The sequence below is a fragment of the Mesorhizobium sp. HAY1-8B genome (assembly GCF_056868045.1).
On the sequence record NZ_CP200321.1, the window covers coordinates 2934564 to 2947901 of the forward strand.

At 62.5% G+C, this 13338-nt stretch carries 10 protein-coding genes; 9 read left to right on the plus strand and 1 reads right to left on the minus strand.

The window, feature by feature from the left end:
- Window positions 1–94 precede the first annotated feature (94 nt).
- From AC1VON_RS13755 to AC1VON_RS13770, 4 genes are all read left to right on the plus strand, one after another.
- Complete coding sequence (locus AC1VON_RS13755; protein WP_483123414.1) at window positions 95–1216, plus strand: acyltransferase family protein; 1122 nt, start codon at window positions 95–97, stop codon at window positions 1214–1216.
- A gap of 97 nt (window positions 1217–1313) precedes the next feature.
- The gene (locus AC1VON_RS13760) at window positions 1314–1994 is read left to right on the plus strand and encodes a GntR family transcriptional regulator (RefSeq protein ID WP_483123417.1); all 681 of its coding nucleotides are present in this window, start codon (window positions 1314–1316) and stop codon (window positions 1992–1994) included.
- 77 nt (window positions 1995–2071) lie between these two features.
- On the plus strand, window positions 2072–2866 hold the full coding sequence (locus AC1VON_RS13765) for a DeoR/GlpR family DNA-binding transcription regulator (protein WP_483123420.1): 795 nt from the start codon (window positions 2072–2074) through the stop codon (window positions 2864–2866).
- A 77-nt stretch (window positions 2867–2943) separates the two neighbouring features.
- Window positions 2944–5418: a GcvT family protein gene (locus AC1VON_RS13770; protein ID WP_483123424.1), complete on the plus strand. Its 2475-nt coding sequence runs from the start codon at window positions 2944–2946 to the stop codon at window positions 5416–5418.
- Here the strand turns inward: AC1VON_RS13770 and AC1VON_RS13775 are convergent.
- Window positions 5415–6284, minus strand: a complete 870-nt coding sequence (locus AC1VON_RS13775) for a LysR substrate-binding domain-containing protein (RefSeq protein ID WP_172351641.1) — start codon at window positions 6282–6284, stop codon at window positions 5415–5417. The two genes, AC1VON_RS13770 and AC1VON_RS13775, sit on opposite strands and share 4 nt — an antisense overlap.
- Before the next feature lie 266 nt (window positions 6285–6550).
- Here AC1VON_RS13775 and AC1VON_RS13780 point away from each other — a divergent pair, with 266 nt between their 5' ends.
- From AC1VON_RS13780 to AC1VON_RS13800, 5 genes are all read left to right on the plus strand, one after another.
- Complete coding sequence (locus tag AC1VON_RS13780) at window positions 6551–7750, plus strand: 2-aminoethylphosphonate--pyruvate transaminase (RefSeq protein ID WP_483123429.1); 1200 nt, start codon at window positions 6551–6553, stop codon at window positions 7748–7750.
- Between the two features lie 24 nt (window positions 7751–7774).
- Window positions 7775–9034: a phosphonoacetate hydrolase gene (gene phnA, locus AC1VON_RS13785; RefSeq protein WP_483123433.1), complete on the plus strand. Its 1260-nt coding sequence runs from the start codon at window positions 7775–7777 to the stop codon at window positions 9032–9034.
- Window positions 9035–9290: 256 nt separating this feature from the next.
- On the plus strand, window positions 9291–10748 hold the full coding sequence (phnY, locus tag AC1VON_RS13790; RefSeq protein ID WP_483123438.1) for a phosphonoacetaldehyde dehydrogenase: 1458 nt from the start codon (window positions 9291–9293) through the stop codon (window positions 10746–10748).
- Between the two features lie 72 nt (window positions 10749–10820).
- Entirely contained in the window at window positions 10821–12179 is a 1359-nt protein-coding gene (pbfA, locus tag AC1VON_RS13795) for a (R)-1-hydroxy-2-aminoethylphosphonate ammonia-lyase (RefSeq protein ID WP_483123442.1), read from the plus strand.
- A 2-nt stretch (window positions 12180–12181) separates the two neighbouring features.
- Entirely contained in the window at window positions 12182–13192 is a 1011-nt protein-coding gene (locus AC1VON_RS13800) for a 2-hydroxyacid dehydrogenase (protein ID WP_483123446.1), read from the plus strand.
- Window positions 13193–13338: the final 146 nt, after the last annotated feature.

Genomic DNA, 13338 nt, shown 5'->3' on the forward strand with positions numbered 1-13338 from the left:
CATTGGCAAGCGGAACCCTCGCTCTGCTGCCGTCGCTGCGGCACTGCGCGACATGGCGATGATCGTTGAACGCTCGGGGCGCCTGGTCTGAATCATGAGATCTTCGACTGGAGAACACTATCCGGCGCTTGACCATGTTCGTGGCCTGGCGGCTTTCCTGGTTTTCACCTGGCATTTCCTCCACCAGTCTCCTCAGGGGCCGGTCCCGTATGATTTCGTACCGGCTCTACCCATTTTCAGCCTCCTGGATGAGGGGATCACTGGCGTTTCCTTGTTCATGACGCTCTCCGGCTACCTGTTCGCCAAGCTTCTGGACGGGAAACAGGTCAGCTATCTGCCCTTCCTCGCTAACCGGGCGCTGAGGCTGCTTCCGCTCCTGCTGGCCGTCATAGCCATTGAGGCTTGCCGCAGATATGAGGCGGGCCAGCCCCTGGGCGAGTATTTCACCGACGTCGGGAAGGGATTGATCTTTCCCACTCTCCCGAATGGCGGCTGGTCGATAACCGTGGAAGCCCACTTCTACATTCTGCTGCCCTTCCTGCTGATGGCGTCCAGACGCTTCCTGTTCGCGCCTTTGCTGTTTATCGCGGCAGCGATTCTGTTGAGGTCGGCGCTCTATGTGCACCTCGGCGAGGTGCAGTTGGCGGCGGCTTGGACCATCATTGGCCATGCGGATCAGTTTCTGGCCGGCATTCTTGCCTTTCATCTCCGTGCCTATGCGAAAGACCGGCACTGGCTGGCGCTGGCCATTCTCATGGCCTTTTCGGTCTTCTTCTGGTGGTTCGATGCCGCCGGCGGATTTTACCAGCTTGGGCATTATCCATCGCCGCACTGGATATGGATCATCCTGCCGACCCTGGAGGCGGCGGCTTATTCATTCGCCATCGCCTACTACGACACCAGCTTTTCGAGGAAGCGGACAGGCCTGCCGTTCAAGATCCTGGAGAAAGCGGGGGCTTACAGCTATTCGATCTATCTCCTCCATCTGTTCTTCGTCATGCAGTTGGCGGCGTTCATAGACACGAACATCATGAGCATGAGCAATTTCTACATTGCCTGCCTGTGGTCCTTGCTGTGCTTTCTGGCGACGATCCCGATCGGCTATCTCAGCTACACTTGCATCGAAGCGCCATTCCTGCGCCTGCGAATGCGCTATGCGGAACCGTCAGCTGCTGATCCGGTCCTGTTCAAGGACAGGCCGGCCACGGCGGTATAGACGGCGCGCCTCCGATCGCCGCTCGTACACGAGGATACGCATATCCAGTCCGGTGGTTTTCCACTACGCTGGGCGCCACGAGACAGGGGAGCGTCGCTTGCGCGGATTTTCCGAAAGCCTGATCGAGAGGCCGCAGACGGTTGCCGAGCAGGTCGCCAACGTGCTGCGCGAGGCCATCGCCAGCGGCACTCTGAAGGCCGGCACCGCTTTGCGCCAGGACGAACTGGCCGAGCAGTTCGGGTTCAGCCGCATGCCGATCCGTGACGCGCTTCGCCAATTGGAAGCCGAGGGCATCGTCTCCATTCACCCGACCAAGGGCGCGCATGTCGCCCGTATGGACGGCGCTGAGATCGGCGAAATCTACGCTGTCCGCGAATTGCTCGAATGCGAAGCGCTGCGGCTGTCCGTGCCCGCTTTGTCCGGTGGCAAACTCGACGAGGCCGAACAGGCGCTCGACCAGATCGATGCGGAGCGCAATGTCGGCCGCTGGGGTGCGCTCAACCGCACCTTTCACCTGTCGCTCTACCATGCCTGCGGCAACCAACGTCTGCTCAGCCTGATCGAGGCGCATCACAACGCCGCCGATCGCTATGTCCGCATCCTTTTGTCGAATCTCGACTATCGCAACCGCTCGCAGAGCGAACATCGCGATCTGTTGGCCGCGTGCCGCCAGCGCGACGGCAAGAAGGCCGTGAGCGTTTTGCGGCAGCATCTTCGCGAGGGCAGCAAGACACTCGTCGATGCGATAGAGAGCGGCGGCCTGTCGCGGAAGCCCTAAGCTTGGCCGAAGGCGCGGTTGCGTGTGCAGGTTCGCTGCCACATATTGCAACATCAATGTTCGACTCGAGGATAGCCATGTCTCCCGTCAGTCACTTGCCGGCGCGCGCCCTTGCCCCGCGCCGCCACGACGAGATCCTCAGGCGGCTGAGCGCCCAGGGTTCCGTCAGCGTCGCCGAACTGGCCGAGTTCTTCGATGTCTCGCGCGAAACCATCCGGCGCGATTTGAAGCTGCTTGCAGACCAGGGCAGGCTCGGCATCGTGCATGGCGGTGCCGCCCGCTTCGAGCCGAGTGAACCGGCGATGAGCCTGCGCAGCCAGGAAAATACCCCAGGCAAGGCTACAATCGGCAAGGCCGCCGCCGGCCTGATCAAGGACGGAATGGTTGTCTTCCTCGATTCCGGCACCACCACTTTTGCCGTCGCGCAAGCCATGGCCGGTCTGCGCGATCTCACCATCTGCACCGCCAGCCTGAAGATCGCGCTGCATCTGTGCCATGTCCCCGGCATGCGCGTGCACATGCTGGGTGGCGAGATCGATCCGGGCGAGGAAGCGGCTTCCGGCATCGACACGCTCGATGCCATGGCCCGCTTTCGCGTCGACATCGCCTTTCTGGGCGGCGGTGCCCTGTCGCCGGACGGAGAGGTGACCGACTTCACTCGCGCCGGGGCCGAGCAACGTGGCCGCATGATCGCGCTCGCAGGCAGGGCCTATTTCGTGCTCGACAGCAGCAAGTTCGGCAAGCTGACGCCGCTCAGGATTCCAAACTTCGACCGCGCCGCCGGCGTGATCGTCGACGCCAGTCCCGAACCGGCGCTTGTCGAAGCGCTTTCGAAAAAGGGCCCCGGACTCATCGTGGCGATATTGATGTGATATTTTGTGACTTTTTGAGTTGATATTTGACCTTCCTGTGATAGTGTGCCGGCCATTCCTCACGTGGCGGACCGCTCATGGCACATGAATTTCCAACCCAGTCACGTGTCGTCATTGTCGGCGGCGGCATCATCGGCTGTTCGGTCGCCTATCATCTGACCAAGCTTGGTTGGACCGATGTTGTCCTGCTCGAGCAGGGCCAACTTAGCGGCGGCACCACCTGGCATGCCGCCGGCCTGGTCGGGCAGTTGCGCAGCCACTCCAACATGACCAGCCTGATCCGCTATTCCACGCAGCTCTACAGCGAACTGGAGGCCGAGACCGGTCTCGCCACCGGCTGGAGGAATTGCGGCTCGCTGTCGGTGGCACGTACCGCCGACCGGATGACAGTGCTGAAGCGCACGGCCGCTTCGGCCCGTGCTCAAGGGGTGGAGATCGATGTCATCTCGCCCAGGGAAGCCGGAAATCTATGGCCGGTGATGGCGACGGACGATCTGGTCGGCGCCGTCTGGTTGCCGGGAGACGGCAAGGCCAATCCAACGGATCTGACGCAATCGCTGGCCAAGGGCGCGCGCAACCGCGGGGCGAAAATCTTCGAGCGGGTCAAGGTCACCGGCATCAGCATCAGGAACGGCGTCGTCTGTGGTGTCGAGACCGATCGCGGCGACATCGCAGCTGAGATCGTCGTCAACTGCGCCGGCCAATGGGCGCGCAAGGTCGGACTGATGTGCGGCGTCTCGGTGCCACTGCACTCGGCCGAGCATATGTACATCGTCACCGGCCGGATCGAGGGCGTGCATCCGGACCTGCCAGTCATGCGTGACCCCGACGGCTTCATCTACTTCAAGGAAGAGGTCGGCGGCCTGGTCATGGGCGGCTTCGAACCGCACGCCAAGCCATGGGGTATGAACGGCATTCCCGTAAATTTCGAATTCGCGCTGTTGCCTGACGATTGGGATCAGTTCGAAATCCTGATGGAAAACGCGCTGGTCCGCGTGCCGCAATTGGCTGAGGCAGAGGTAAAGAAATTCTACAACGGTCCCGAGAGCTTCACGCCCGACAACAATTTCATCCTGGGCGAGGCCCCGGAGCTGAAGAATTTCTATGTTGGCGCAGGCTTCAATTCAATGGGCATCGCCAGCGCCGGCGGCGCGGGCAGGGCGCTCGCCGAATGGATCGTCAACAGCGCGCCGACCATGGATCTCTGGCCGGTCGACATCAGGCGCTTCGCCTCCTTCAACAACAATCCGCGTTGGCTGCATGACCGAGTCAGGGAGACGCTCGGCCTGCACTACGCCATGCCCTGGCCGAACCGCGAACTGGACAGCGCAAGGCCGTTCCGCCGCTCGCCGCTCCACGACCGGCTGGCCGCCAAGGGCGCCTGCTTCGGCTCCAAGATGGGATGGGAGCGCGCCAACTGGTTCGCGGCCCCGGGAGAGAAGGCCGGGAATGACTATGCCTTCGGCCGCCAGAACTGGCACGAGGCCGTTAGACGCGAAATGAAGGCGACGCGCGAGGCCGTCGCCATCTTCGACCAGACCTCCTTCGCCAAGCTTCTTGTCCAGGGCCGCGACGCCTGCGCGGTGCTCAACCGGATCTGCGCCGGCAACGTCGATGTGCCGGTGGGCACCTCCGTCTACACCGGTGTGCTCAACGCCCGCGGTGGCTATGAAAGCGATCTCACCGTGATGCGGCTTGCCGCCGAAAGATTCCTTGTCGTCACCGGCGCGGCGCAAGCGGTCCACGACGCCGACTGGATCGTCAAGAACATCCCATCCAATGCACATGCGATCCTGACCGACGTCACCTCATCCTATGCGGTGCTGGCTGTGATGGGGCCGCGCTCGCGCAATCTCCTCGGCAAATTGTCGTCATCGGACTTTTCCAATGCCGTTTTCCCCTTCGCCACCATCCGCGAGATCGATATCGGCTACGCCACCGCCTATGCCAATCGCATGACCTATGTCGGAGAACTCGGCTGGGAACTGATCGTGCCGACCGAATTCGCCGTCGGCGTCTACGAGGCGCTGCATGAAGCGGGCCGTGAATTTGGGCTGATCGATGCCGGTTACTACGCGCTCGACGCCTTGCGTATCGAAAAGGGTTTTCGTGCCTGGGGCAGGGAATTGACGCCTGATATCAATCCCTGGCAGGCCGGGCTTGGCTTCGCTGTCGCCATGGACAAGCCGGGCGGCTTCATTGGCCGCGATGCGCTGGTCGAGGCAAGGTCGACGGCACCGGCAAAAAGGATCGTGCTGTTCACGCTGGACGATGCCGAGCCGATGCTGTGGGGCGGCGAACTGATCCTGCGCGACGACAAGCCTGTCGGCGAGGTTCGCTCAGCCGCCTACGGCCACACGCTCGGCCGATCGGTGGCGCTCGGGCTCATCGAGAATGAAGCCGGCGTCGATGCCGCGTTCCTCACCGGCGGCCGTTTCGAAATCGACCTTGCCGGCGTGCGCCATGCCGCCACGGCGCATCTGCGCAGCCCTTACGATCCGAAGTCGGAGCGGGTGAAGGCGGATGCGCTAGAGATCAGGGCTGCCGCTTAATCCGCCGACATCGAGCGCGCCATATCGAGAAAGGCACGCACGAGCTTGCCGCCGCTGCGTTCGCGCAGGCAGATCAGCGCTTCGTCCATCAAGGTTTCGGGCGCGTCGATGGTGATCGGTACCAGACGCGAATCCTGGCCGAACTCGGCCGCCGAGACAAAGCCGATGCCGGCACCCGAGGCAACGATCTCGCGGACGGCTTCGCGGCCCTCCGCCTCGATCACCGGCCTGAGTTCGACCTTCGACGCCGCGGCCAGGTCCTCGAGCTTCTGGCGGGTCTTCGAACCGCGCTCGCGCATGACAAGTGGTTCCTGCGCGAGTTGTTTCAGCGTCAGCGACTTCTTGCCCGACAGCGGATGGTCGATGGAGGTGAAGGCGATGATCGGCGTCGAATTCAGTTTCAGCACCTCGAAATCGCGCCCGGTCGGCACCTCGCCCAGGACACCAATATCGGCATCGTAGCTGTAGAGGCTGCTGATCACCGTCTCGGTGTTGCCGGCGCGCACCGAAACCTGGACGCCGGGATAGCGGGCCCGGAAGCTGCCGAGTATATGAAGCAAATGGTGTGCGGCATCGGCGACGATGCGCAGCGTGCCGGAACGCAGCGCGCGCGACTCCGTCAGAAGTTCGAGCGCCTGCTGCTCGGTATCGAACATGCGGTGGGTTATTTCGAGCAGCTTCTGGCCCGAATGGGTCAGCGTGACCTGCTTCTTGTTCCGATTGAAGAGCAGCACGTCATACTCTTCCTCCAGCTTGCGCACCTGATCCGATATCGCCGGCTGAGTGAGGAACAGCGCTTCGGCGGCCCGCGAAAAACCACCGGAGATCGCTACTTGATGAAAGGCTCGTAGCTGGACATAGCGCATCTTTTTCACCTCGGTGCCGGAATCGCAGGGTAATTTATCATAAGCCTGGATTTTCAAAAGTCAGAGGTTAACGATTTGTCTTATGTAACCAAAGCGGACTTATCCGGCTTCACAACCGTGTCATGACCGAATGCAATTTGTGCCGCACGGCCCTCACGGACTATCGTCAGAATCGATATTTCGATACAAAATAACGATTTTACAAATATGTCATTCGGGCCAAGAATGAGGCCACATCAAAAAGCAGCGATCTGTCGGAGGACACCATGCTCGCCGAGACGAAATTTGCCGCGGAGCCGTTGGCCAGGCCGGCGCTGGGCGAGCCGTATCTGTTGACCCCGGGCCCGCTCACCACGGCCTATTCGGTCAAGCAGGCGATGCTGCGCGACTGGGGATCCTGGGACGGCGACTTCCGGGCCATGACATCAGACATGCGCCGCCGCCTGCTGGCGCTGACCGGGGACGCGAATGACGAGTTCGATTGCGTGCCAATGCAGGGCAGCGGTTCTTTCTGCGTCGAGGCGATGCTCGGTTCGTTCGTGCCGAGGGACGGCAAGGTGCTGGTGCTGGCCAACGGCGCCTACGGCTTGCGCGCCGCGCAGACCATGCAATATCTCGGCCGCGACTATACGCTGATCGACAAGGGCGACTATCTGCCGCCGCGCGGCGACGAGGTGGCGGCCGCTCTCGAGGCGGATCCCGCCATCACCCATGTCATCGCCATCCATTGCGAGACCAGCTCGGGCATCCTCAACCCGGTCGCCGAGATAGCCGAAGCGGTGCATGCAAAGGGCCGCAAGCTGCTGGTCGATTCGATGAGCGCCTTCGGCGCCGTTGCGCTCGACGTCAACGAGATCCGCTACGAGGCGATGGTTTCCTCCGCCAACAAGTGCATCGAGGGCGTGCCGGGCTTCGGCTTCATCATCGCCCGCAAGAGCGAACTTGAAGCCGCCAAGGGACGCAGCCACTCATTGTCGCTCGATGTCCATGCGCAGTGGGCGCACATGAACAAGACAGGCCAGTGGCGCTACACCCCGCCGACCCATGTCGTCGCCGCTTTCCTCGAAGCGCTGCGCCAGCACGAGGCCGAAGGCGGCGTCGCCGGCCGTGGCGCCCGCTACACCAGGAACCGTGACGTCATGGTCGCCGGCATGCGTGAGCTCGGCTTCGAGACTTTGCTGAAAGACCGCTGGCTGTCGCCGATCATCGTCACCTTCTTCAATCCGGCCCACGCCAACTTCGCCTTCGATCGTTTCTACGAACTGATGAAGGACAAGGGCTTCATCATCTATCCGGGCAAGCTGACCGTCGTGGATTCCTTCCGCGTCGGCTGCATCGGCCAGATGGACGAACATGTGATGCGCCGCGTCGTCGATGCGGCGGCAGGGTCTTTGAAGGAAATGGGCGTCGACACCGCCGCACCACCCGCCGCGGCAATCGCCGAGCGCGCCAAACTCGCCGCCTGACGCGGCCGATTTCGAGGATTTTCGATGAACCAGATGTCTCCCATCAACGTCGCCGTCAACGGCCGCACCTACGCCTGGCCGCGCGTGCCGGCGATCGCCATCTGCCTTGACGGCTGCGAACCGGCCTATCTCGACGAGGCGATCAAGGCCGGGCTGATGCCGGCTTTGGTCAGGATCAAAGAGAAGGGCACGGTGCGTTTCGCGCACTCGGTCGTTCCGAGCTTCACCAACCCCAACAATCTGTCGATCGCCACCGGCCGCCCGCCCTCGGTGCATGGCATTTGCGGCAACTATCTCTACGAGCGCGAGACCGGGAAGGAAGTGATGATGAACGACCCGCGCTTCCTGCGCGCGCCGACCATTTTCCAGGCCTTCTATGATGCTGGCGCCAAGGTTGCCGTGGTCACCGCCAAGGACAAGTTGCGTGCGCTGCTCGGCAAGGGACTGGCTTTCGATGAGGGCCGTGCACTGTGTTTCTCGGCGGAAAAGTCCGACACCACCACCAAGGTCGAGCACGGCATCGACAATGCCTCCAAGCACTTCGGACTGCCCGTGCCTGAGGTCTATTCGGCTGAACTGTCGGAATTCGTCTTCGCCGCCGGCGTCCAGATGCTTAGGGAATTCCGTCCTGATATCATGTACCTGACCACCACCGACTATGTGCAGCACAAATATGCGCCCGGCGTGCCCCAGGCCAACGCCTTCTACGAGATGTTCGACAAGTACCTGACCGAGCTCGATGCGCTGGGCGCGGCGATCGTCGTCACCGCCGACCATGGCATGAAGCCCAAGCACAAGGCCGACGGTTCGCCAGATGTGGTCTATGTCCAGGACCTGCTCGACCAATGGCTTGGCAAGGACGCCGCCCGTGTCATCCTGCCGATCACCGACCCCTATGTCGTCCATCACGGAGCGCTCGGCTCCTTCGCCACCGCCTATCTGCCTGATGGCGCCGATCAGGCCGGCATCATGGCGCGGCTCGCCAAGACAGACGGCATCATGCTGGTCGTCGACAGCCCGACCGCCTGCGAGCGCTTCGAGCTTCCAGCCGATAGGATCGGCGACATCGTGCTGATCTCGACCGAGAACAAGACGATCGGCACGTCGGAGCATCGCCATGATCTGGCGGCCCTCAACGAGCCGCTGCGCTCGCATGGCGGACTGACGGAGCAGGAAGTACCGTTTATCGTTAACCGCGTGCTGCCTGACCTGCCCAACGAGCCGACGCTGCGCAATTTCGACGCCTTCTACTACGCGACGATGGCGGCGGCACTGGCGGGCTGATTGAATTGGGCGGGTGTGTGGCCGTCCATGATGGCGCTGGTCGACCCTCACTCCGGCCCTTCGGGCCACCTCTCCTCTGATCGACGGGGAGAGGAAGGGTGCTTGATCTGGCCGACCTTTGCTCCCTTCCTCTCCCTCCGGAGGGGCCAGAGGTGGCGCCGCGAAAGCGGCGACGGAGAGGGGGAAGCCATTGCCGAGACGCGATGGCCTCGCTGATAAAAGATCAATGTTGCGTACTGAGCACCGGGAACTCGAAATGACCAAGCTCGACACCTCAATCAAGGTCCGCCACGAGCCGATGCGCATAGCGGGTCGCAAGGTCGACGCCGATGGCGTCGTCCCGGTCCATTACCCCTACACCAATGCAGTCATTGGCACCGTGCCAGCCGGTCGCGCCGAGCATGCGCGGAAAGCCTTCGAGATCGCCGCTGGCTACAAGTCGAAACTGACGCGCTACGAGCGCCAGCAGATCCTGTTTCGCACCGCTGAAGCGCTGGCGTCGCGCCGCGAAGAGGTCTCCGATCTCATCACGCTCGAACTCGGCATCTCCAAGACCGACTCGCTCTATGAGGTCGGCCGCGCCTATGACGTGTTCACGCTGTCGGCGCAGATGTGCATCCAGGATGACGGCCAGATCTTCTCCTGCGATCTCACCCCGCACGGCAAGGCGCGCAAGATCTTCACCACCCGCGAGCCGCTGAAGGCGATCTCGGCGATTACGCCCTTCAACCATCCGCTCAACATGGTCTCGCACAAGGTGGCGCCGGCGATCGCCACCAACAATTGCGTGGTGGTGAAACCGACCGAATTGACGCCGCTGACCGCGCTGCTTCTGGCCGACATTCTCTACGAAGCCGGGCTGCCGCCGGAAATGCTGTCGGTGGTGACCGGCTGGCCGGCCGAAATCGGCAACGAGATGATCACCAACGAGAACATCGATCTCATCACCTTCACCGGCGGCGTGCCGATCGGCAAGATGATCGCCCGCACCGCCGGCTATAGACGCCAGGTGCTGGAACTCGGCGGCAACGATCCGCTGATCATCCTCAACGATCTCTCTGATGACGATCTCGCCAAGGCGGCCGATCTCGCGGTGGCCGGTGCAACGAAAAACTCCGGCCAACGCTGCACGGCGGTCAAGCGCATCCTTGTCCAGGAAAGCGTCGCCGACCGTTTCGTCCCACTGGTTTTGGAGCGGGCGAAAAAGATCCGCTTCGGCGACCCTATGGACCGCTCGACCGATCTCGGCACTGTCGTGCACGAGAAGGCCGCGGCATTGTTCGAAAACCGCGTCCACATGGCCGCGGAGCAAGGCGGCGAAATTCTCTACAATCCGGGCCGCCAGGGTGCGCTGCTGCCGCCGATCGTCGTCGATCGCGTGCCGCATACGTCTGAACTGGTGATGGAAGAAACGTTCGGGCCGATCATCCCGATCGTGCGCGCGCCGGACGATGACGAGGCGCTGATCGCACTCTCCAACTCGACCGCCTTCGGCCTGTCCTCGGGTGTCTGCACCAACTCCTTTCCGCGCATGCAGAAATACATTGCGGGCCTGCAGGTCGGCACGGTCAACATCTGGGAAGTGCCCGGCTACCGCATCGAGATGTCGCCCTTCGGCGGCATCAAGGATTCGGGCAACGGCTACAAGGAAGGCGTCATCGAAGCGATGAAGAGCTACACCAATGTGAAAACATTCTCGCTGCCTTGGTCGTGACCGGGCAGTGTCGACTGGCAGAATAATCGAGGGGGCGTTCCACGCTCCCTCATTCGCGTTTCGGAGATGATGATGGCCGCAATATCAGAGCTTGTGCATATCGAGGGCGATTCAAACACCACGGCGGCACGCGGCCACTGGGACGCCGGCCAGGACGATCCCCGCATCCGCGGTCTGCTCGATCGCGACGCGGCCACCTTTATGCACCAGAGCCTCTCCAGCCCCTGCCTGTCGACGATCGCCAGGGCGGAAGGCATCTGGATCGAGGACACCGCCGGCCGCCGCTTCATGGATTTCCACGGCAACAGTGTGCATCATCTTGGCTACGGCCATCCGAGACTGGTCGCCGCAATCAAGAAGCAGCTTGATGAACTCTGCTTCGCGCCGCGCCGCTTCACCTGCGAACCCGCCGTCGAACTGGCGGAGAAGCTCGCGGCGCTGGCGCCGGGCGATCTTGGCAAGGTGCTGTTCACAACGGGTGGTTCGGACGCCATCGAGGTGGCGCTGAAGATCGCGCGCGCCGCGACTGGCCGCTTCAAGACGGTGTCGTTCTGGGATGCCTTTCACGGCGCGGGCTTCGGCGCGGCAAGCGTTGGCGGCGAGGCGACCTTCCGCTCGCACATATCAGGCCCGATGATGACCGGTACCGAGCATGTCGCGCCCTGGGACGGCTATCGCTGCCCCTATGGCCACGATTCCCTTGAAGCGTCCGGGCTCGCCTGCGCCAACATGATCGCCTATGTGCTTGGCCGCGAGCAGGATGTGGCCGCAGTCGTCGCTGAACCGATGCGGGCGACGCCCAACCCGCCGCCGCCTGGCTTCTGGAAGCGGGTGCGCGAAGCCTGCGACCGGCACGGCACGCTGTTGATCTTCGACGAGATCCCGACTGGTCTCGGCAAGACAGGTAAGTTTTTCGCCCACGAACATGACGGCGTGACGCCCGACATCGTCGTCCTCGGCAAGTCGTTGGGCGGCGGCATCCTGCCGATTGCCGCCGTCATCGCGCGCCGCGACCTCGACGTCGCCGGCGGCTTCGCGATCGGTCACTACACCCACGAAAAGAACCCGGTGACGACGCGGGCCGCGCTGACCACCATCGACATCATCCTCGAAGAGGGGCTGGTCGAACGGGCGGCCGAACTCGGCCGGCATATGCTTGGACGCATGCAGGACCTGATGGCGCGTTCGCCTGAAGTCGGTGACGTCAGGGGCAGGGGGTTGATGGTCGGCGTAGAACTGGTCGAGGATCGAGCCACGCGCCAGCCGGCGCGCGATCTCGCCGAACGCGTCTTCTATGCCTGCCTGGAGCAGGGCCTGAGCTTCAAGATCAGCCATGGCAATGTGCTGACGCTGTCGCCGCCGTTGGTCATCTCGAAAACCGATCTCGACCGCGCGCTTGACATCGTCGAGCGCGCCGTGCTTGCAGCCTGACCATGAAGGCAGTGCGCACCGATCGGGAACTCGAATGCCCAGGCATCGATGCCGGCTTGCGGGCAAGCGGCGTTGAACTGGTGACGCTGCCGGACGGCATTGCCGAAGCAGACTTGATCCACGCCGTTGCCGACGCCGATCTCCTTCTCATGTGCTACACGCCTATCACCGCGCCGGTGATCGACGCAGCGCCGAAATTGAAGGGCATCGTCAAATACGGCGTCGGCATCGATGCGATCGACATCCCTGCCGCGATGCGGCGTGGCATTCCCGTCGTCAACGTGCCCGAATACGCCGAGGAAACCGTGGCCGAGGGCGCTTTCGCGCTGATGATCGCGCTTGCCAAGCGATTGCCGGCGATCACAGCGGCGGTATCGCGTGACGGCTGGGTCTGGCCCGAGCAGCGCTGGCTCGGCCGAGACATGTCCGGCGCCACGCTGGGGCTCGTCGGCTGCGGCAAGATCGGCCGCAGCATGGCGCGCATGGCGGGCCAGGGGTTTCATGCCCGGGTTCTCGGCTTCGATCCCGGTGTCGATGCCACGACGATGCACGCCGCCGGCATCGAGAAGGTTGACGACCTCCAGGCCATGCTGCGCGCCTGCGACTTCGTTTCCCTTCATTGCGTGCTCAACGAAAAAACGCGCGGCCTGATCGGCAAGGCCGAACTCGCTTGCCTGAAACCCTCCGCAATCATCATCAACGTCTCGCGCGGCGCGCTGATCGACGAGGCGGCGCTTGTCGAGGCGGTCGTTGCCGGCAGCATCGGCGGCGCCGCGCTTGACGTCTATTCGGTCGAGCCATTGGCTAGGTCAGGCCATCCGATGAGCACCCTGTTCGATCGCGACAATGTGATCCTGTTTCCGCATCTTACCTTCTTCACGCATGAGGCGATGCGGCGGCTCGAAGACGACACGCTCGCGCGCTGCTTCGAGATCCTCGAAGGTCGGCCGGTGACCATCCGCTCGCAGGATCCGCGTTTGCGGGCGCAGATCTCGGGCGTTTCGTTCAACTGATAGATTTAATTTTTCAAATAGATAGCTGCCTTCGGCGCAACGGTGATCACGCCCAAGACAGGGATGCGACAGTTTCATGACAAATATCAGTAGAAGCTTGTCTGTCATAAAATAAATAGATTTTACTTATCGATCCTCAATCCCCA